This is a genomic window from uncultured Marinobacter sp. (assembly GCF_913055835.1).
Lineage (GTDB): Bacteria > Pseudomonadota > Gammaproteobacteria > Pseudomonadales > Oleiphilaceae > Marinobacter.
The window spans coordinates 55,712-76,023 of record NZ_CAJXKQ010000012.1 but is presented as its reverse complement, the minus strand read 5'-3'; the positions used below and the strand labels follow the sequence as shown (position 1 = coordinate 76,023).

19 protein-coding genes are annotated in these 20,312 nt (G+C 59.2%); 14 read left to right on the top strand and 5 right to left on the bottom strand.

Features of this window, described 5'->3' with window-relative positions:
* The 5 genes from QZ534_RS08885 to lpxC all read left to right on the top strand — a co-directional run bounded on the left by QZ534_RS08885 (window position 1) and on the right by lpxC (window position 5,459).
* Entirely contained in the window at window positions 1-972 is a 972-nt protein-coding gene (locus QZ534_RS08885) for a D-alanine--D-alanine ligase (protein ID WP_296933816.1), read from the top strand.
* Window positions 965-1,804: a cell division protein FtsQ/DivIB gene (locus QZ534_RS08880; protein ID WP_296933773.1), complete on the top strand. Its 840-nt coding sequence runs from the start codon at window positions 965-967 to the stop codon at window positions 1,802-1,804. The genes QZ534_RS08885 and QZ534_RS08880 overlap by 8 nt, the downstream gene beginning before the upstream one ends.
* A gap of 36 nt (window positions 1,805-1,840) precedes the next feature.
* On the top strand, window positions 1,841-3,076 hold the full coding sequence (ftsA, locus tag QZ534_RS08875) for a cell division protein FtsA (RefSeq protein ID WP_008176504.1): 1,236 nt from the start codon (window positions 1,841-1,843) through the stop codon (window positions 3,074-3,076).
* 98 nt (window positions 3,077-3,174) lie between these two features.
* Entirely contained in the window at window positions 3,175-4,332 is a 1,158-nt protein-coding gene (gene ftsZ, locus QZ534_RS08870; RefSeq protein WP_008176500.1) for a cell division protein FtsZ, read from the top strand.
* A gap of 212 nt (window positions 4,333-4,544) precedes the next feature.
* A complete protein-coding gene (gene lpxC / locus QZ534_RS08865) occupies window positions 4,545-5,459 on the top strand; it encodes a UDP-3-O-acyl-N-acetylglucosamine deacetylase (protein WP_104323272.1) in 915 nt (304 codons plus the stop codon).
* 11 nt (window positions 5,460-5,470) lie between these two features.
* Here the strand turns inward: lpxC and QZ534_RS08860 are convergent, their stop codons facing one another.
* Entirely contained in the window at window positions 5,471-5,917 is a 447-nt protein-coding gene (locus tag QZ534_RS08860) for a DciA family protein (RefSeq protein WP_296933768.1), read from the bottom strand.
* A gap of 215 nt (window positions 5,918-6,132) precedes the next feature.
* Here QZ534_RS08860 and QZ534_RS08855 point away from each other — a divergent pair, with 215 nt between their 5' ends.
* The 6 genes from QZ534_RS08855 (at window position 6,133) to ribA (ending at window position 13,649) form a co-directional block, all read left to right on the top strand.
* A complete protein-coding gene (locus QZ534_RS08855; protein ID WP_296933766.1) occupies window positions 6,133-7,086 on the top strand; it encodes a M23 family metallopeptidase in 954 nt (317 codons plus the stop codon).
* A gap of 181 nt (window positions 7,087-7,267) precedes the next feature.
* Entirely contained in the window at window positions 7,268-10,006 is a 2,739-nt protein-coding gene (gene secA / locus QZ534_RS08850) for a preprotein translocase subunit SecA (protein ID WP_296933765.1), read from the top strand.
* A 126-nt stretch (window positions 10,007-10,132) separates the two neighbouring features.
* Window positions 10,133-11,350 (top strand): bifunctional glutamate N-acetyltransferase/amino-acid acetyltransferase ArgJ, encoded by a 1,218-nt coding sequence (gene argJ / locus QZ534_RS08845; protein ID WP_296933763.1) that lies wholly within the window; start codon window positions 10,133-10,135, stop codon window positions 11,348-11,350.
* Between the two features lie 2 nt (window positions 11,351-11,352).
* On the top strand, window positions 11,353-12,330 hold the full coding sequence (locus QZ534_RS08840) for a Nudix family hydrolase (protein ID WP_296933760.1): 978 nt from the start codon (window positions 11,353-11,355) through the stop codon (window positions 12,328-12,330).
* 87 nt (window positions 12,331-12,417) lie between these two features.
* Window positions 12,418-12,900, top strand: a complete 483-nt coding sequence (gene moaC / locus QZ534_RS08835; protein ID WP_296933758.1) for a cyclic pyranopterin monophosphate synthase MoaC — start codon at window positions 12,418-12,420, stop codon at window positions 12,898-12,900.
* 134 nt (window positions 12,901-13,034) lie between these two features.
* Entirely contained in the window at window positions 13,035-13,649 is a 615-nt protein-coding gene (gene ribA, locus QZ534_RS08830) for a GTP cyclohydrolase II (protein ID WP_296933755.1), read from the top strand.
* Between the two features lie 73 nt (window positions 13,650-13,722).
* On the opposite strand, the gene dxs is transcribed toward ribA, so the two are convergent.
* The 4 genes from dxs to QZ534_RS08810 form a co-directional block, all read right to left on the bottom strand.
* Window positions 13,723-15,654, bottom strand: a complete 1,932-nt coding sequence (gene dxs, locus QZ534_RS08825) for a 1-deoxy-D-xylulose-5-phosphate synthase (protein WP_296933753.1) — start codon at window positions 15,652-15,654, stop codon at window positions 13,723-13,725.
* Window positions 15,655-15,787: 133 nt separating this feature from the next.
* Window positions 15,788-16,684 carry a (2E,6E)-farnesyl diphosphate synthase gene (ispA, locus tag QZ534_RS08820; RefSeq protein WP_296933752.1) on the bottom strand — a complete coding sequence of 299 codons (897 nt, stop codon included), beginning with the start codon at window positions 16,682-16,684 and terminating at the stop codon, window positions 15,788-15,790.
* Window positions 16,684-16,938, bottom strand: a complete 255-nt coding sequence (locus QZ534_RS08815) for an exodeoxyribonuclease VII small subunit (protein ID WP_008176478.1) — start codon at window positions 16,936-16,938, stop codon at window positions 16,684-16,686. The genes ispA and QZ534_RS08815 overlap by 1 nt, the downstream gene beginning before the upstream one ends.
* Window positions 16,939-16,993: 55 nt before the next feature.
* Window positions 16,994-17,767, bottom strand: a complete 774-nt coding sequence (locus tag QZ534_RS08810) for an NRDE family protein (RefSeq protein ID WP_296933750.1) — start codon at window positions 17,765-17,767, stop codon at window positions 16,994-16,996.
* 89 nt (window positions 17,768-17,856) lie between these two features.
* On the opposite strand from QZ534_RS08810, the gene QZ534_RS08805 reads away from it, so the two are divergent.
* From QZ534_RS08805 to QZ534_RS08795, 3 genes are read left to right on the top strand one after another with little or no spacing between them, the layout of a single operon-like run.
* Complete coding sequence (locus QZ534_RS08805) at window positions 17,857-18,654, top strand: sulfite exporter TauE/SafE family protein (RefSeq protein ID WP_296933749.1); 798 nt, start codon at window positions 17,857-17,859, stop codon at window positions 18,652-18,654.
* 10 nt (window positions 18,655-18,664) lie between these two features.
* The gene (gene lgt, locus QZ534_RS08800; protein WP_296933747.1) at window positions 18,665-19,453 is read left to right on the top strand and encodes a prolipoprotein diacylglyceryl transferase; all 789 of its coding nucleotides are present in this window, start codon (window positions 18,665-18,667) and stop codon (window positions 19,451-19,453) included.
* A complete protein-coding gene (locus tag QZ534_RS08795; RefSeq protein WP_296933745.1) occupies window positions 19,450-20,289 on the top strand; it encodes a thymidylate synthase in 840 nt (279 codons plus the stop codon). The genes lgt and QZ534_RS08795 overlap by 4 nt, the downstream gene beginning before the upstream one ends.
* The last annotated feature ends 23 nt before the right edge of the window (window positions 20,290-20,312 follow it).

The following is a 20,312-nucleotide window of genomic DNA, read 5'->3' as shown; positions in this document are numbered from 1 at the left end:
ATGCATCATACCGAAACACAGGCCTACCAGGCGGATCCGGAACTTGTGAAGGCGCTCGGACGGGTCGCGGTCTTCATGGGCGGCGATTCGGCAGAGCGGGAAGTGTCCCTGAAAAGCGGCAAGGCGGTACTGGCGGCACTGGTATCTGCGGGCGTGGATGCCTACGCGGAAGACGTTCAAGGCTGTCTTCTGAAAACGGTCGATAATCCGCAATTTGATCGTGTCTTTATTGCCCTGCACGGCAGGGGCGGCGAGGACGGTACCTTGCAGGCCATCCTTTCGCAGGCAGGGATTCCGTACACCGGCAGTGAGGTCCTGGCCTCCGCACTGGCCATGGACAAGCTCAGAACGAAATACGTCTTCGAAGGTTGCGGCCTGCCAACACCGAAGTTCCGGACCATGACCAGCGTTGACCAGGCGGGCCAGATTATTGGTGAGTTGCGCGCGCCACTGAGCGTGAAGCCTTCCCGGGAAGGTTCCAGTATCGGTATCCGCAAGGTGTATACCGCAGCCGAGCTGGCTGACGCATACGAAGCTGCAGCCGCGCTGGACAGCCTCGTGCTGGTGGAGGAGTGGATCGAGGGACCCGAGTTCACCGTCAGTCTGTTGCAGGATCAGGCTCTTCCGGCCATCGGCCTGAGTGCCAGCACCGAGCACGTCTTCTACGATTACGACGCCAAGTACCTGGCCGACGACACCCGCTATCAAATTCCCTGTGGTTTGGCACCCGAGGACGAGGTTCGCCTCCAGCACCTGGCACTGGATGCGTTTCGGGTGGTTGGCTGCCGGACCTGGGGGCGGGTGGACATCATGCAGGACAGCGACGGCCAGTTCTGGCTGCTCGAGGTGAATACCGTGCCCGGGATGACCGATCACAGCCTCGTGCCCATGGCGGCGAAGGCGGCAGGCATCAGTTTCGAGGAACTTGTGGTCCGGATACTGAAGGACACCCTGGAGGGCGCCGATGCTTGAGACACTGCTGATCCGGAGCCGGGCGACACCGTCCGAGCCCCCGCGGCGCCGGGGGGCAACGTCCCTTGGCCCCGAACGGGACCGGTTTGGCGTGTTGAAGGGTGTGCTGGCGGCCGTGCCCTGGCTTCAGGTGGGCATGGGCGCCGTGATTGTTCTGTTGGCTGCACTGGTGCCCTGGGGCACGGGCAAGGTGCTGGGTGCCATGGATCAGCAGTTCCTGGCGGTGGATGTGAAAGGGGATTTTGTGGGCGACAGCCGGGTGGCTATCGAGCGCGCGGCTGGCGACTGGATCGGCAAAAGCTATTTCGCCACGGACCTCTCGGAAATCAAGGAGAGCCTGGAGCGCCGGCCCTGGGTTGAGTCCGCCGCGGTGCGTCGGGTGTGGCCGGACCGGCTGGTGATTGATATCCGGGAGAAGAAGCCCCTGGCTTACTGGACCGACGGGCGCCTGGTCAGCCGGACTGGTGAATTGTTCGCGCCGTCCAACCCGGAAGTTGCGGGGCTGTTACCGAGGCTCGCGGGGCCGGATGAAAGGGTGCGGGATGTGATCAACATGGCGCGGACCATGAGTGACAAGCTGGTCGCCCGTGGCCTGGGGTTCTCGGGCCTGGCCCTGGAACACCGGGGCGCCTGGACCCTGCAACTGGCAAATGGCATCGAAGTAGTGCTTGGCCGGGATCAGGTGGAGCAGCGGTTCGAGCGGTTTATCACGGTTTATGAAAACCGGCTGGCAGCACGGTCGGACGAAGTCAGTCGGGTGGACGCCCGTTACACCAATGGTGTGGCGGTCAAGTGGAAAGCTGTCGAGACAGCCTCCAGCCCAAAATCATAGCAACAGTTAATTCAGACCTACGGTTTGGTGGAACACATGTCATCGGTTGAAACGGAAAACATGATTGTCGGCCTCGATATCGGAACCTCGAAGGTGGTTGCGATTGTCGGCAAGCGCAAGATGGACGGCACCATCGAAGTGGTGGGTATTGGTTCCCATCCTTCCCGGGGCCTCAAGCGTGGAGTGGTGGTGAACATTGAAACCACCGTCCAGGCCATTCAGCGCGCGGTGGAAGAGGCGGAGTTGATGGCCGGATGCCGCATTCATTCGGTGTATGCGGGCATTGCCGGCAGCCACATCAAGAGTCTGAACTCCCACGGGATCGTTGCCATCCGTGATCGTGAAGTCACCCAGGCCGACATTGACCGGGTGATTGATGCCGCCCAGGCGGTCGCGATTCCTGCAGACCAGAAGATTCTTCACATTTTGCCCCAGGAATTCGTGATCGACAGCCAGGAAGGCATCAAGGAACCCATGGGGATGTCCGGTGTGCGCCTGGAGGCAAAGGTTCACCTGGTTACCTGCGCGGTGAATGCCGCCCAGAACATCGAGAAATGCGTAAAGCGCTGCGGCCTTGAGGTGGATGACATCATCCTGGAGCAGCTGGCTTCCAGTCACGCCATCCTCACCGAGGACGAAAAGGAACTTGGGGTCTGCGTGGTGGATATCGGTGGCGGCACTACCGACATTGCCGTGTTTACCGGCGGCGCTATTCGACACACCGCGGTGATTCCGATCGCCGGCGATCAGGTGACCAACGACATCGCCATGGCGTTGCGCACACCCACGCAGAACGCCGAAGAAATCAAGATCAAGTATGCCTGTGCACTGACCCAGCTGGCCGGTGCGGATGAAACCATCAAGGTGCCCAGTGTTGGCGATCGCGCTCCGCGGGATCTTTCCAGGCAGGCCCTGGCCGAGGTAGTGGAGCCGCGCTATGAGGAGCTGTTCACCTTGGTGCAGTCAGAGTTGCGTCGGTCCGGGTTCGAGGATCTGATTCCGGCAGGCATCGTGATAACCGGCGGTTCATCCACCATGGAAGGGGTGGTGGAACTGGCCGAAGAGATCTTCCACATGCCGGTAAGGCTGGCCTGTCCGCAGGCGGTCTCCGGCATGACGGAGGTGGTCAACAATCCGATCTACGCCACGGGCGTCGGGCTGTTGATCCATGGTTTCCGCCAGATGGATCTGGGGCGGGCACCGGTGCTCAAGGGTGAAGATGCACCCTCGCTGTTTGAGCGCATGAAAGCCTGGTTTACCGGTCATTTCTGACGGAACCGGGCAGGTAGTACACGAAGGTATCTCGAAAACACAATCTCGAACAAACAGCCCGGAACAAGGGCTGAAAACAGCACGAAGGAGTAGGGGAAATGTTTGAACTCGTCGATAATGTCCAGCAAAACGCTGTCATTAAAGTCGTCGGTGTAGGCGGTGGTGGCGGCAACGCCGTTCGCCATATGCTTAACAGCGACATTGAAGGTGTGGAATTTATCTGCGCCAACACAGATGCCCAGGCGTTGACCGATATGGACGCGCGCCAGATTATCCAGCTCGGTGGCAATATCACCAAGGGGCTGGGTGCCGGCGCCAATCCGGAGGTTGGTCGTCAGTCCGCCCTGGAAGATCGTGACCGTATCGCAGAAGCCATCAAGGGCGCGGATATGGTCTTCATCACCGCGGGCATGGGCGGTGGTACCGGCACCGGCGCTGCGCCGATCGTGGCGGAAGTGGCTCGTGAACTGGGTATCCTGACCGTTGCCGTAGTCACCAAGCCGTTCATGTTCGAAGGTGGCAAGCGCATGAGCGTTGCTGAATCCGGCCTGAAAGAGCTGGAAGAGAGCGTCGACTCCCTGATCACCATTCCCAACGAAAAGCTGCTGGCGGTCATGGGCAAGAAAACCAGCCTGCTGGACGCGTTCGCCGCGGCAAACGATGTGCTTTTGGGCGCCGTTCAGGGTATTGCCGATCTGATCACCCGTAACGGTATGATCAACGTCGACTTTGCCGACGTGAAGACGGTTATGTCCGAGATGGGCATGGCGATGATGGGCACCGCTCGCGCCACTGGCGAGAACCGTGCGCGGGAAGCAGCCGAAGCGGCCGTTCGCAGCCCGCTGCTGGAAGACATCAACCTGCAGGGTGCCAAGGGCATTCTGGTCAACATCACCGCCGGTATGGATCTCAACCTGGGCGAATTCTCGGAGGTTGGCGACATTGTGCGCGAGTTTGCATCTGACTCCGCCACCGTTGTTGTCGGTACCGTGATCGATCCGGAGATGACCGACGAGCTGAAGGTAACTGTTGTTGCGACAGGCCTGGGCGGTGATCGCGAGAAGCCAACCAAGGTGGTGGACAATACCCGCACCCTGGATGGGAAAACCGATTACAACCAGCTGGACCGTCCGGCCGTTCTGCGTCGTAGGGCTGTTTCCCACGGCAACGTGGCGATCGACCAGAGCAAGGACAGCGAGGAGCAGGGTGTCGACTATCTCGATATTCCCGCATTCCTCCGTCGGCAGGCTGACTGATAATCTGGTGCAATTGTGATCCGGTTCCGGTTCTTGTGCGAAAAATGGAACCCGAAAACCGGTAGATACGTGCACTGATTGCCATGGGTTGAATGCTGGATGAACATTCAGCAACAACGAATTGGTTAAATGGTATTCAGTCTTATTTTCTGATATTCTCCGGGCAGATTTTTGCCTAGAATATCGCCTTTTTGTGACGGAATTATGTACCGATGATCAGACAACGGACACTTAAAAACACCATCCGTGCCACCGGTGTTGGCTTGCATTCGGGTGAGAAGGTTTATCTGACCCTCAAGCCAGCCCCGGTGGATTCCGGTATCATCTTCCGCCGTACTGATCTTGACCCCATGGTTGAGATTCGTGCCTGTGCGGAAAATGTGGGTGAGACCATGCTGTCCACGACGCTGGTAAAAGACGGTGTCCGTGTGGCGACCGTAGAGCATCTGCTCTCGGCCATGGCTGGTCTCGGGATTGATAACTGTTTCGTCGAGCTTAGCGCCGCGGAAGTGCCCATCATGGACGGTTCTGCCGGTCCTTTTGTGTTTCTTCTGCAGTCCGCCGGTATCGCCGAGCAGGATGCGGCCAAGCGTTTCATCCGCATCAAGCGTGAGGTGACGGTTGAAGAAGGTGACAAGAAAGCGACCCTGCTGCCTTTTGAAGGCTTCAAGGTGAGCTTCGGCATCGACTTTGATCATCCGGTATTCAAAGGCCGGGCCCAGACGGCAACTGTCGATTTTTCCAGCACCTCCTTTGTGAAGGAAGTGAGCCGCGCGCGGACCTTCGGGTTCATGCGTGACATCGAAAAATTGCGTGCCATGAACCTCGCCCTTGGTGGCAGCGTGGACAATGCCATCGTCGTTGATGATTACAAGATCCTCAATGAAGACGGGCTGCGCTATGACGACGAATTTGTGAAGCACAAACTGCTTGATGCCATCGGTGACCTGTACCAGTTGGGCAACAGCCTGATTGGTGAATTCCGGGGTATCAAATCCGGCCACGATCTGAACAACAAGTTGTTACGCAAGCTCAGGGCGGAAGAGGATGCCTGGGAAGTGGTGACCTTCGATGATGAGGCCACTGCCCCGATTTCCTATATGAAGCCTGTGCTGGCGGCAGGTTAAAGCGGGACGCTTTAATCCCTGACGTGGCTAGCGAGTTTTTCGAGAACCTCGCGTAATGCTTTATCCTTCGTGTGCCCGGCTTCCTCTTTGAGGAGCCGGGCATTTTCTTTGCTCAAGGGTTCTTTTTTGAACGCCGGCTTTTCCCGAAATCTGGGCGGTGCAACCTTGACCTTCACTTTCCAGACAAACCGGAACAGTTCGTTCTCTCTCAGCTTTTCCATAATCTCGTGCTGGCGGAACCTGATCTGGCTGGCTTTGCCGGCGGTTTCAGTGCTCAGGATCAGCTCCCCGTCCTTGCAGCTGACAAATCGGGTTCCGGTGACCAACTCACTTGGAACGGCGGCCAGAACCTGCTGCTCTGCCTGGCGGTGAAGTTCGGCCTTTGCCACGAGATCTTTGAGCACCGGGGTCTTGCCAAGCTTGTCGAAGGTCATTTTTTGCTCGCTTTTCCGTTTCATGACGGCGTTTTTACTCGACGGCTCCGTTTACGATTGGTTACACTTCGGCACGGTTTATGCGTAGTGCCTGTATTACACTCGTTTTACATTGTGGTAAATGAGTATGTCTACCGGGCGCTGCAATTTTTTCAGTATGTAGCTGTTGCCAAAGGATGGCAGACCCCCTTCGGATTTCTCCGGGGCGCAACACTACAGGATGCGGTTGCGGCTCAACGATGAAACCAGATGACGATATGAACATTATTCTCGTTGGTAAACACCACGGAAAATCCCGGGTGTTGTCGATCAACAGTACGCTTGCCGCTGGCCTTCTGTTCTTGGTGGTTTCCCTGCTCGTAGCCGCTGGCTGGACAGGGTACCAGATGGCGGTTGAGCAGGCTGAGGCCAGAGAGCCCACCAACGCCGAGCTGGTTGCCGAGTGGCAGCTTAAACTGGCAGAGCAGAAGGCGGAGCTGGCCAGTATTGAAGAGAACGTCCAGCAACAGGTTGATGCGTTGACGCTGCGCCTGGGCGAGATTCAGGGGCGTTTGTTGCGCCTGGATGCTCTCGGTCAGCGGTTTGTGGAATCCGGCCTGGTGGCCAGCGACGAGTTCAACTTCGATCAGCCGGCCGCTGTCGGGGGGCCGGAAGACGCCTTGTCCGGCGATTCCTTTTCCGCGCCCGAGCTGACCCGCATGATCGAGGAAATGGAGTGGCGCATCGAGGACCGCGAGCAGCAACTGCGGTTGCTCGATCAACTGGCATCCAGCAAGCGGCTTGAGGACGAGCTTTATCTTGAAGGTCGTCCGATCACATGGGGTTGGCTGTCCTCCAAATATGGTTACCGTTCTGATCCCTTTACCGGCAAACGCACCTGGCATGCCGGTGTTGATCTGGCCGGAAAGGATGGCAGCGACATCATCTCGGTCGCCGGCGGCGTGGTTACCTATGCCGGAGAGCGCTATGGCTACGGGAACCTCGTGGAAGTCGACCATGGCGATGGTCTGATCACCCGCTATGCCCACTGCAAGACCATCAAGGTTAAGGTGGGTGATGTTGTCCAGAAGGGCCAGGTCGTGGCGCTCATGGGCAGCACCGGGCGCTCGACTGGCCCACATGTGCATTTCGAAGTCATCCGGAATGGCAAGTCTGAAAACCCGGAAACCTATATCAAGCGGGCGAGCCGCTGATCCGGATCCGGTTCACCCGCCTTCAGAACCTCTCCGCCATTCCGCGCCCGGCCAGTTTTTATCCGTGAATCCGGTGCCTCATCGGCGACTTCTTGCGCCTGTGTGAGGCCTGCCTTTTGTCCTGTTACAAAATAAGGTTAGAATGCCGGCTTCCTCCGTTTAATCAAAGAAGCAGTGGTCTATGTTCACAAAGCTTGCAACCAAGATGTTCGGCAGTAAAAACGCCAGAGAAATCAAGAGAATGCGCAAGGCAGTCATGCGCATTAATGAGCTTGAAGAGCAATATGGCAATCTGTCCGACTCCGAGTTGCAAGGCAAGACTGCAGAGTTCCGTCGCCGGATCGATGAAGGCGAATCCCTTGATGCCCTTTTGCCCGAGGCCTTTGCCACCGTGCGTGAAGCGGGGCGCCGGGTTATGGGTATGCGCCATTACGATGTCCAGCTGATTGGTGGTATCACCCTGCACGAAGGCCGGATCGCGGAAATGAAAACCGGTGAGGGTAAAACCCTGGTTGCCACCGCGGCGGTGTATCTCAATGCGCTGTCCGGCAAGGGCGTCCACGTAGTTACCGTCAACGATTACCTGGCACGCCGTGATGCCGAGTGGATGGGCAAGCTTTATCGGTTCCTGGGCATGCAGGTAGGTGTTGTGGCTTCGGGCCAGCCGGCGGAAGAAAAGCGTGCGGCTTATCAGGCCGATATTACCTACGGCACCAACAACGAGTTCGGCTTCGATTACCTGCGCGACAATATGGCGTTCAGTACCGAAGACAAGGTCCAGCGCGGCCTGAACTACGCAATCGTGGACGAAGTGGACTCGATCCTGATCGATGAGGCCAGAACGCCGCTGATCATCTCCGGTGCAGCCGAGGACAGCTCCAAGCTTTACCAGGCCATCAATGAACTGATTCCCAGCCTGGAAAAAGGTGAAGTGCCTGAAGAGGGCGAGCCTACGGGGGACTTCACCATTGATGAAAAATCCCGCCAGGTGGAATTGACCGAGGGCGGTCACGAGAAAGTTGAAGAATTGCTGCTTGAGCGTGGCCTTCTGAAGGAAGGAGAGAGCCTTTATTCAGCGGCCAATCTCAGCCTGTTGCACCACGTGCACTCGGCACTGCGCGCCCACCATCTGTTCCAGAAAGACGTGGATTACATTGTTCAGGGCGGCCAGGTGGTCATTGTTGACGAGCATACCGGTCGTACCATGCCGGGTCGCCGCTGGAGCGAGGGCCTGCACCAGGCCGTTGAGGCCAAAGAAGGTGTCAAGATCCAGGCAGAAAGCCAGACGCTCGCTTCCACTACCTTCCAGAACTATTTCCGGCTGTACGACAAGCTGGCCGGTATGACCGGTACGGCAGACACCGAAGCCTTCGAATTCCGCCAGATCTACGGCCTTGACGTAGTGGTCATTCCGCCCAACAAGCCGATCCAGCGGACCGACTACAACGACCTGGTGTATCTGACCCAGGAAGAGAAATTCCACGCGATCATTGACGAAATCAAGGACGTCACCGCCGAGGGGCGCCCGATTCTGGTCGGTACCGCGTCTATCGAAGCGTCCGAATTGCTCTCAATGCTGCTCAAGAAGGCACGGATCGAGCACAAGATCCTGAACGCCAAGCAGCACGAATCCGAAGCCCATATCATCGCCCAGGCTGGTCGTCCGGGCGCAGTCACCATTGCCACCAACATGGCCGGTCGTGGTACCGATATCGTGCTCGGTGGTAACTGGGAGCATGAAGTCGCGGCCATGGAGAATCCCTCGGAAGAGGAGATTGCCCGGGTCAAGGCGGAATGGACCGAACGCCACAATCAGGTGCTTGAGGCTGGCGGCCTGCACATCATCGGTACCGAGCGCCACGAATCCCGCCGGATTGATAACCAGCTTCGCGGTCGTGCCGGTCGTCAGGGCGATCCCGGTTCTTCACGGTTCTTCCTCTCCCTGGAAGACAATCTCATGCGTATCTTTGCCCCTGACCGGGTGAAGAGCCTGATGCAGGCGATGGGTATGAAGAAGGGTGAGGCCATCGAGCACAGGATGGTGACCAACGCTATCGAGAAATCCCAGCGTAAGGTGGAAGGCCGCAACTTCGACATGCGGAAGACGCTGCTGGAGTACGACGACGTTGCCAACGATCAGCGTACCGTCATTTACGACCAGCGTAATGAGGTCATGTCCTCCAACGACATCTCGGACATGGTCAAAACCATCCGGGAAGACGTTGTCGATTCGCTGATCAGTGAATACATTCCGCCTCAGAGTATGCCGGAACAGTGGGACGTTGCCGGGCTGGAAGCTCAGCTGCAGTCCGAGATGGCGATTGATCTGCCGGTTCAGAAATGGCTGGAAGAAGACAACAAGCTGTACGAGGAAAATCTGCGCCAGAAGATTCTGGATGAGATTGTCGCCGCCTACGAAGCCAAGGAAGAAATCGCCGGTTCCGAGGCCATGCGCAAGTTCGAAAAGCAGGTTTTCCTGCAGGTGCTGGACACCCTGTGGAAAGAGCATCTTTCCAACATGGACCATCTGCGCCGGGGCATCCATCTGCGGGGTTATGCGCAGAAGAACCCCAAACAGGAGTACAAGCGCGAGGCGTTCAACCTGTTTGAAACCATGCTCGATACCATGAAGCGGGACGTCACCCGGGTGCTCTGTCACGTTCGTGTCCAGAGCCGTGAAGAAATGGAAGAAGTCGAGCGCCGTCGCAAGCAGGAACTGGAAGAAGAGCTTGCCCGCGCCCGTTTGCGCCACGATGAGACCAGTGCCACAGCCCAGAGCCAGGGTGAAGGCAACGCTGATGATACTCGGCAGTCGACGCCGGAAACCTTTGTTCGACAGGAGCGCAAGGTGGGCCGAAACGAGCCCTGTCCCTGCGGGTCCGGCAAGAAGTACAAGCAGTGTCATGGCAAGGTCAGCTAACCCAGAGCACTGACTGAACCATCGGAACCCGCACTCTGTCAGCCACGGCTGGTAGCCTGCGGGTTTTTTCGTTTTCAGCGGGTGGTGCGGTACTTGAGCACAACCCCAGACAAGAGGAGTGGCAGAATGGCGGTAGGTCCGGGAACCTTACCTGAGTTTCACCCGGTAGCCGGGGTAAAGATCGGCATAGCCAGCGCTGGCATCAAGAAGCCGGGTCGCAAGGACGTGGTTGTGTTCGAACTGGCGCCTGAAAGCCGGGTTGCCGGTATCTTCACGAAGAACCAGTTCTGTGCGGCACCGGTTACCCTCAGTCGCCGCCATCTGGCCGAGGCCTCTCCCCGATACCTCCTGATCAATACCGGCAATGCCAACGCCGGCACCGGGGAGCAGGGCATGCGGGATGCGGTGGCCTGCTGCCAGGCCCTGGCGAACCAGGCTGGCGTTACGGAAGCCGAGATTTTGCCGTTCTCTACGGGAGTGATTGGCGAGCCGCTGCCGGTGCAGAAGATTGTTGGTGCCCTTCCGGAGGCAATGGCAAACACGGCTGAAAACCGCTGGGCTGAAGCCGCCAGTGGCATCATGACCACGGACACCCGTCCCAAAGGTGCCTCCTGTCAGGTGGAGCTCGATGGCCATACGGTGACTATCTCCGGCATCAGCAAGGGCGCGGGCATGATTCGGCCCAACATGGCGACCATGCTTGGCTTCATTGCTACCGACGCCCGGATCCAGCCCGAGTTGCTGCAGACCCTTGCCTCCGAATTGGGGGAAACATCCTTCAACCGCATTACCATTGATGGCGATACGTCCACGAACGATGCCTGCATGCTGATGGCCAGTGGCCAGTATTCCGGTCCCGAGATTACGTCTTCCAGCCCGGCGCTGCCCAAACTTCGGGAGGCCTTGAAAAAGGTGTATCTGGAACTGGCCCATGCCATCGTTCGCGATGGCGAGGGTGCAACCAAGTTTGTCACCATCAATGTCAGCGGTGCGGCCAGCCAGCAGGAAGCGCTGGATGTGGCATACACCGTGGCGCACTCGCCACTGGTCAAGACAGCGCTGTTCGCCTCCGACCCGAACTGGGGCCGGATCCTGGCGGCGGTAGGGCGCGCCGGTGTCGACGGACTGGATCTCGACGCCCTGGAAATCTACCTGGGTGATGTCTGTCTGGTCCGCAACGGTGGCAGGGCCGAGGACTACTCGGAAGCCCGTGGGCAGGCAGTGATGGACCGTGAAGAGATCACTATTGCCATTGACCTCAAGCGGGGTGATGTTCGGGAGACAGTATGGACCTGTGACTTCTCCCACGATTACGTCACCATCAACGCCGAGTACCGCACCTGACTATGTCTGAGCCTGCGTCGGAAGCCCGCGTAAAAGACATTCACGTTGCCGTTGCCGTCATTGTCCGGGATGGCCGGGTGCTGATTGCCCGGCGGCCAGACCATGTCCATCAGGGGGGCTTGCTGGAGTTTCCCGGGGGCAAGGTGGAGCCGGGGGAGAGTGTTCAGGCGGCCCTGGTACGTGAGATTGCCGAAGAAACCGGTCTTCACGTGCCAGCAGCCTCCCTGCAGCCTGTTATCGGCATTCGCCACGATTACGGTGACAAGCGGGTTTTCCTGGACGTCTGGGAAACCCGAGCTGCCGAAGGCGAAGCACGGGGATGCGAGGGGCAGCCGGTTGAATGGCTTGCTCCGGAGCAGCTCCAGGACGAGGATTTCCCCGCCGCCAACCGGCCGATTATTCGAGCTTTGCGGTTGCCCTGCCAGCTTGCGATCACCGGCGATGCGAGTGATCCGGATCAGGCGCTCGAGCGGCTTCTGGCGGGCCTCGAAGCTGCCAGGCCACCCCTGGTGGTGCTCCGGGCTCCGGCCATGAGTTTGGAGGCTTATGTGGAGTTGGCGGCGAAAGCGTTGCCGGTCTGTGAAAAGGCTGGCGTTGCCCTGATTGTCCACGGTGGCCCCGAAGTATTCCACGCCAGACCCGGTGCCCGGGGCCTGCACCTGCCCTGGCGCGAGGCGGCCGGCCTCTCGGCCCGACCGGTGCCGAAGCATGTCTGGCTGGGGGTTTCCTGTCATAACCGGCAGGAAATCGATCATGCGACGACTATCGGGGCGGACTACGTGACCCTGGGGCCGGTGCAGCCGACGGAAAGTCATCCCGGGGCGCCCACCCTGGGTTGGCCGGCCTTTACCGACCTGGTGTCCGAATCGGCGTTGCCGGTATTTGCCCTCGGTGGACTGTCTGCGAGCGACCTGAAGGAAGCCCGTGAGCGCGGCGGTCAGGGCATCGCCGGTATCCGCTTCTGGTGGCCCCAAAGCTGACGGTTGTCAGCGACGCCGGGTCCATCTCTGTTATGCTGTCGTTCCTGCATTTTTCACTATCTTGCACAACCGATTCCGGGGGATTCCGTGAGCAAACTGACCCATCTCGATGACAAGGGCGAAGCCCGCATGGTGGATGTGACCGATAAGGCGGCCACTGAGCGGGAGGCGCGTGCTGAAGCCACCATACGCATGGCGCCGGAAACCCTGAACATGATTATTGAGGGCGAGCATCCCAAAGGTGATGTGCTGGCCGTTGCCCGAATTGCCGGCATCATGGCCGCGAAGAAGACCCATGATTTGATTCCCCTGTGTCATGCGCTGAACCTGACGTCTGTGAAAGTTGAACTGACCCCGGGCGACGATGGCGCATCTGTGCATATTCTTACCCGCTGCAAACTGTCCGGCCAGACCGGTGTCGAGATGGAGGCGCTGACCGCGGCAAGCGTTGCCGCACTGACGCTCTACGACATGTGCAAGGCTGTGGACCGTGGTATGGAGATCGGTTCGGTGCGTCTGCTGGAGAAGAAGGGCGGTCGCAGTGGCCACTGGGTCGCCGATAACGCCTGATCTGGCGGACCACTGCGCTCGTAAGTGTTGGTTATCAAGACTACGCCGGAGGAGCGACAGTGCCGAGACTACGCCAAGCGGGCGGGCCCGTGATAGAATGCGCGGCCCGATTGACTGAACCACGAGGAAACACTGTGGCTGTTCGTTACATCCAGACCTGCCGGTTGCCGACCCCGTTCGGGGTATTTGATATGCACGGCTTCGAAGAACCGGACACCGGAAAGGAACATGTTGCCCTGACCCTGGGTGACCTGGACAGTGACGAACCCATGCTGGCCCGCACCCATTCCGAGTGTCTGACTGGCGACGCCCTCTATAGCATGCGTTGTGATTGCGGTTACCAGCTGGAAGAGGCGCTGCGCAGCATCGCCCGGGAAGGCCGGGGTATCCTGATGTATCTGCGTCAGGAAGGGCGTGGAATCGGCTTGCTGAACAAGATCCGCGCTTACCACCTGCAGGATCAGGGTGCCGATACAGTCGAAGCCAATGAGCGTCTGGGATTTGCGGCGGATCTGCGTGACTACAGCATGTGCAAGGATATGCTGGAGCACCTTGGTATCAAGAGCCTGAGGCTGATGACCAACAATCCCCGCAAGGTTAAAGCGCTATCCTCCTACGGTATTGATATTGCCGAGAGAGTGCCGCTGCATGTGGGCCGCAACCCTCACAATGAACACTATCTCGATACCAAGCAAAGCAAGCTGGGGCACTGGCTGGAGACACACCAGGACGACGATCCGGAGCTCTGAGCCGATCCAGGCCTTGCCCACGAAAAAGCCCGCGATGTCGCGGGCTTTTTGCATTCTTGGTCAAGAGCCTGGTTTATTTGACGACTTTCAGGCTCTGGTGGCGAAGGGTTTCCAGGCGGGTACGGATGGCCGATTCGATACCTTTGGCGTCCAGGCCGCACTCGGCCAGCAGTTCCCCATGCTTGCCATGGTCCATGAAGGTATCCGGCAGGCCCAGTTGAAGCACCGGCATGGCGACCAGGCGGCTGTTGAGGAATTCGGTCACGGCGCTGCCGGCCCCGCCGGCAATAGCGTTCTCTTCCAGGGTGACCAGCAACTCATGCTGCTCCGCCAGCTCCAGCACCAGTTCCTCATCCAGGGGCTTCACGAAACGCATGTCGGCGACTGTTGCACCTATCGCTTCTGCAGCCTCCAGTGCAGGCGCCAGCAGGGTGCCAAAGTTCAGGATGGCAACACCTTTACCACTGCGTATCCGGCGACCCTTGCCAATCTCCAGTGTAGTTAATTCCTGCTGGATTTCGGCGCCGGGGCCGGTGCCACGGGGGTAGCGCACCGAGGCCGGCCCTTCGTATAGCATGCCGGTCTGGAGCATCTGGCGGGTTTCGTTCTCGTCCGAGGGCGTCATCACCACCATGTTCGGTATGCAGCGCAGGTAGCTGATGTCGAAGGCGCCGGCGTGGGTCGGGCCGTCTTCTCCAACGAGCCCGGCGCGGTCGATCGCGAACAGGACATCGAGGTTCTGTATCGCCACATCGTGTATCAGTTGATCGTACGCCCGCTGCAGGAACGTCGAGTAAATGGCGACAACTGGCTTGGCACCATCGCAGGCCAGACCCGCCGCCAGGGTGACCGCGTGCTGTTCGGCGATGGCGACATCGAAATAGCGCTCCGGGAAACGCTGTGAGAACGCCAGAAGATCCGACCCTTCACACATGGCCGGGGTAATGCCCACTATGCGCTCGTCCTGCTCGGCGGAATCGCAGAGCCACTGACCGAAGACGTTGGCGTATTTGGGTTTTTTCGGCTTCGGCTTGACCGGTTCGGGTTTACTGGCTGGAACCGGCTCGATCTTGTTGATGGCGTGATAGCCGATCGGATCGGCTTCGGCCGGGGCAAAGCCCTTGCCTTTGGTGGTCACCACATGCAGGAACTGCGGACCTTCAAGCTCCCGGATGTTCTCCAGGGTTTCCACCAGCAGGGGCAGGTCATGACCATCGATCGGGCCGATGTAGTTGAACCCCAGTTCCTCGAACAGGGTGCCCGGGGCAATCATGCCCTTGAAGTGTTCCTCGGTTTTCTTGGCCAGCGCCATCAGGTGTGGTGCGCCCTGCAGAACCTTCTTGCTGCTGTCGCGGACCTGATTGTAGGTGCGGCTGGACAGCAGCTTGGCAAAGTAGTTGGACAGTCCGCCCACATTCCGGGAGATCGACATGTCGTTGTCGTTGAGGATCACCAGCATGTCGGCGTGCAGGTGGCCGGCGTGATTCAGGGCTTCGAACGCCATGCCAGCGGTCATGGCGCCGTCACCAATAACGGCAATGCTTTTTCGACCGGACTGCTGCAGGCGTGCGGCAATGGCCATGCCCAGTGCTGCACTGATGGAGGTGCTCGAATGGCCAACGCCAAAGGTGTCGTATTCGCTTTCGGCCCGCTTCGGGAAGCCGGCCAGCCCGCCCTTGCGCCGGATGCTGCCCATTGCTTCCTTCCGGCCCGTCAGGATTTTGTGAGGGTAGGCCTGATGGCCGACGTCCCAGACCAGGCGGTCGCTGGGCGTATCAAAGACATAGTGAAGGGCGACGCTCAGCTCAAGCACGCCCAGTCCCGCGCCGAAATGGCCGCCAGTCTGGCCCACTGACCATAACAGAAATGCCCTGAGCTCCCGGGCGAGCAGGGTCAGCTGCTCCGGGGCCAGCTCTCTCAGCTGGGCCGGTTCGTCAATCCGGTCCAGCAGTGGCGTGTTGGGCCGCTGCGACGGGATTTCCTTGAAAATATAAGTGTCCTGCATCTGCTCGGGTCTTTTCCGGTACGTTCAGTAACTGACTGGCATTATAAGGGAACAGGGGAAGCTGTTTCACACAAAGCGGGCCAGTTGTTACGAAAATATTTATCGCCAGTGTGCGCCTTCGGGGCGCCGGGATTCAATGGGTTCTTGCCACCACGTAATCGGCCATCGCCCTCAAAGGATCGGCTTCGGGACCGAAATCCCGCAGACTTTGCTGCGCCTGCTCAAGCAGATCTGCCAGGTGCTCCCGGGCGCCGGACACACCAAGCAGGGCAGGATAGGTGGGTTTGGCGCGGGCCGCATCCGAACCCTGGGGTTTGCCAATGACCGTCGTGTCCCCTTCTATGTCCAGCAGGTCATCCTGAACCTGGAATGCCAGGCCCAGTGCCTTGGCATACTGTGTAAGCGAGGCCAGGGCCTGCTCGCTGACTGAGGGCGCGGTCAGGGCGCCAATCCGCACGCTGGTCTCGATCAGGGCGCCGGTCTTGTGCCGGTGCATGTTTTCAAGCTGGGCCAGTGCCAGGGTTTTACCGACGGATTCAAGATCAATGGCCTGGCCACCAACCATTCCGCCGTGGCCGCTGGCCCGGGCCAGTTCCCTGACCATAATCAGGCGCACGGATTCCGGTAGCCCCGGTGCTTCCGCAAGCCAGCCGAACGCCAGCGCCTGCAGGGCATCTCCGGCCAGGATGGCAGTGGCTTCGTCAAAGGCAATGTGCGTGGTGGGGCGTCCGCGGCGCAAATCGTCATCGTCCATGGCAGGCAGGTCATCATGGATCAATGAGTACGCGTGGATCAGTTCTACCGCGCAGGCCGGGATGAGGGCTTCGTCACCGGACTGTCCCAGTGCCCTTGCTGCGGCCAGGCACAGGGCGGGCCGAATCCGCTTGCCACCGCCCAGCACGCTGTAACGCATGGCCTCCTGCAGGCGCCCGGAGGCAGAATCGAGCTCAATGCACCGGTCCAGTTCCGCATCCACACGGGCCCGGCAGGTTTCCAGAAAATCGGAGGCAAGGGTGTTCGGTACAGGCATCAGTCGGCATCATCCGGAGAAAAAGGGCGCGTTTCCAGGGTGCCGTCGCTGTTCTGGACCAGCTGTTCAACCCGCTGCTCGGCGCTCTTCAGTGCCTGCTGACATTCACGAGTCAGCTTTACACCCCGCTCAAACGCCGTCAGGGACTGCTCCAGAGACAGCTCGCCCTGTTCCAGATCGCGAACCAGCTTCTCCAGTTCATCAAGAGATTTCTCAAAATCGGCTATCGATGTGGCGCCTTGTTCACCGGCCATCAGGGGCCCTCCGATCAGGTGGCAGAATTTCGCGGATTATACCAGAGCCAGATTGCTATCGCTGCCAATGGAAGTGACGGCGTTCGCCGGTTTTGGCGTCTGGGCCCCAGCTCTGTTCGGTGACCTCTATGTCGCCTGCGGCGGATACGGTCACCACGGTGGTTGCCCGGGTGCCGTAATCCGATCCCACGATAAAGGGCGACGACAGAAAGCGCTCGGTTTCCAGGCCGACACCGGTGTCGGGCAACAGGTGGTCTGGTGCCGGCGTACTGTCCTGGAGCAAGGGGATTAACTCTTTATGCAGTTTCTCAGCATTATGGCCGGCAGCGGCGATAGTATTCCCTGCGGCTTCGCGCAGGCGCAGAAGTTTGGGCCAGGGTGTCTGCAGGAGGTGGTTGCTCAACCCGTACACCCCGCGGTGGATCTGCCGCCCCGGATGAGCATCCCGATTACTGAAATACCAGCCGTCGCCGGCGGCCAGGTGAACGAGATTGAATCCGGAAAACTGATCGGCATTATCGAGCAGATAGCCCTCAAGCTGCTCCCGTGAATCGGTCAGGGCTCGCAGGGGCAGTTCCCCCCGGCTGATTCGGCCGGTTTCCGGTGTGCCCTCGCGCACATTGGTCACGGCACTGACCTCACCGTCGGCATTCACCGCAAGCCAGGTGCCCCCGGAAAGCAGGTCGCGGCCGGCAAGCACGCGGGTGCCCGATTCCGTGGTCCACCAGTCCATGGCGGCCGTCGGGCGACGGAAGAATTCATCCCGGTTGGCGGCAACAACCAGTGGGAAATGAGGGTTCTGGCCGAGGGCAAAAGCGATCAGGCACATGGAAGAGGATGGTGCTCCCGGAGTTAATGAAGTTGACTCTTGCGCTGTGTATCATACCAGCCTTGGTTTTCCCGGGCGCGACTCACACTATGACCCTGTTTTATGTAATAGCATCGTATCTGGCCCTTGGTGCCCTGGCTGGCACCGTTGCGGGCCTGTTCGGCATTGGCGGAGGCCTGATTATCGTGCCTGTGCTGATGTTCAGTTTTGGTCTGCAGGGAATCAATCCGGACATTATTCCCCATCTGGCGGTTGGTACCTCACTGGCGACCATTGTCTTCACCTCGGTCAGTTCCATCCGTTCCCACAACAAGCATGGCGCCGTAAGGTGGGATCTGTTCCGGCCCATGACGGTTGGAATTATTTTTGGGGCTCTGGTCGGCGCCTGGACAGCATCTCTGATGAGCGGCCGCATGCTGGAACTGGTGATTGGCATCTTCGTGATCCTGGTGGGGCTTAAAATGTTCTTTCAGGTCGACCCGAAGCCCGGTCGCGATGTTCCCGGGGTTGCCGGTCTTAGTGTCGCAGGTGGTTTTATCGGTTGGGGCTCAGCGATTTTCGGAATCGGCGGCGGGACCCTCACGGTTCCGTATCTGAGCTGGTGCAACGTGCGGATGCAGCAGGCGGTGGGAACATCTGCTGCCTGCGGTCTGCCTATCGCCATTGCCGGTGCTCTGGGTAATATCTGGACCGGGTGGAACAATCCCGCATTGCCGGAACTGAGCGCCGGCTTCATTTACCTGCCGGCGCTGATCGGTATCATTTTTGCCAGCGTTTTCTTTGCCCGGGTGGGTGCCAATCTGGCCCATCGGCTGAACCCCCGAATTCTCAAACGAACGTTCTCCATCATGCTGTTGCTGGTGGGTCTCCGTTTTCTCCTGAGCTGAGAGGTAGTTGATGCTGCAGCATCCCCAGATTGATCCGGTGGCCATCGCCATCGGCCCCCTCAAGATCCACTGGTACGGTCTGACCTATCTGTTCGGCTTCGTGGCCGGTTGGTGGCTTGGGCGCATCCGTACCCGCAAACCCTGGTCACCGATCAACGAAGAACAGATGGGTGACCTGCTCTTCTACCTGGCCCTGGGGGTGATCCTGGGCGGGCGATTCGGCTATGTCCTGTTCTACAACTTTGATGCCTTCCTGGCGGACCCGCTCTGGTTGCTCCGGGTCTGGGAAGGCGGTATGTCCTTCCATGGCGGTCTGCTGGGCGTGATGTTCGCCATGTGGTGGTACGGCCGCAAAGTGGGCAGTGGTTTCTGGCGCATGGCTGATTTCGTGGCCCCGCTGGTGCCCCTGGGTCTTGGGGCAGGGCGGATAGGAAACTTTATCAACGGCGAGCTGTGGGGCAAGCCCACTGACGTGGCCTGGGGCATGGTGTTCCGGACGGCGCCGGATTCGCTGGCCCGGCATCCTTCCCAGCTGTACCAGTTTGCCCTGGAGGGCGTGGCGCTGTTCGTGATCCTCTGGTGGTTCTCATCCAGGCAGCGGCCCACCATGGCGGTCTCCGGTCTGTTCCTGATCTGCTATGGCGTGTTCCGGTTCCTGGTGGAATTTGTCCGTCAGCCGGATCCGCAGCTGGGCTACCTTGCTTTTGACTGGCTAACCATGGGGCAGGTACTGTCCTTCCCGATGATTGTTGCCGGCGCCGCCCTGATGTTTATCGCTTACCGGAGACAAGCCGAATGAAAGCCTATCTCGACCTGATGCAAGACGTTGTCGATAACGGATTTGACAAGGGGGACCGCACCGGCGTTGGTACCCGATCTGTCTTTGGCCGCCAGATCCGTTTCAACCTGCAGGAAGGCTTTCCCCTGGTGACCACCAAGAAGGTCCACCTGCGCAGCATCATTTATGAATTGCTCTGGTTTCTCCGGGGCTCCACCGACAACACCTGGCTGCAGGAACGGAAGGTCTCCATCTGGAACGAATGGGCCCTGGAAGATGGTGACCTTGGGCCCATCTACGGAAAACAGTGGCGTAGCTGGCAGTGCCCGAATGGTGAGGTGGTCGACCAGATCAGCGAAGTGGTTGAACAAATCCGCACCAAGCCCAATTCCCGCCGACTGATTGTCTCGGCCTGGAATCCGGCAGAACTCCCGGACGAATCCATTGGTCCCCAGGATAATGTTCGCGAGGGCCGCATGGCCCTGGCGCCCTGTCACTGCCTGTTCCAGTTCTACGTGGCCGACGGCAAGCTGTCGTGCCAGCTCTATCAGCGCAGCGCCGACCTTTTCCTGGGGGTACCGTTCAATATCGCCTCCTATGCCTTGCTCACACACATGATCGCCCAGCAGTGCGACCTGGATGTAGGTGAGTTCGTCCATACCTTTGGCGACTGCCACCTGTACCAGAATCACCTGACCGATGACATCGTCTTCGAGCAGTTGAAGCGCGAGCCGCGGGGCTTGCCGAAACTCCTGATCAAACGCAAGCCCGCGAGCATTTTCGAGTACGAGCTGGAAGACTTCGAGTTTGAAGGCTACGACCCCTATCCGGGCATCAAGGCGCCGATTGCCATCTGAATGAACTCTAAAAAGGCGAGCAC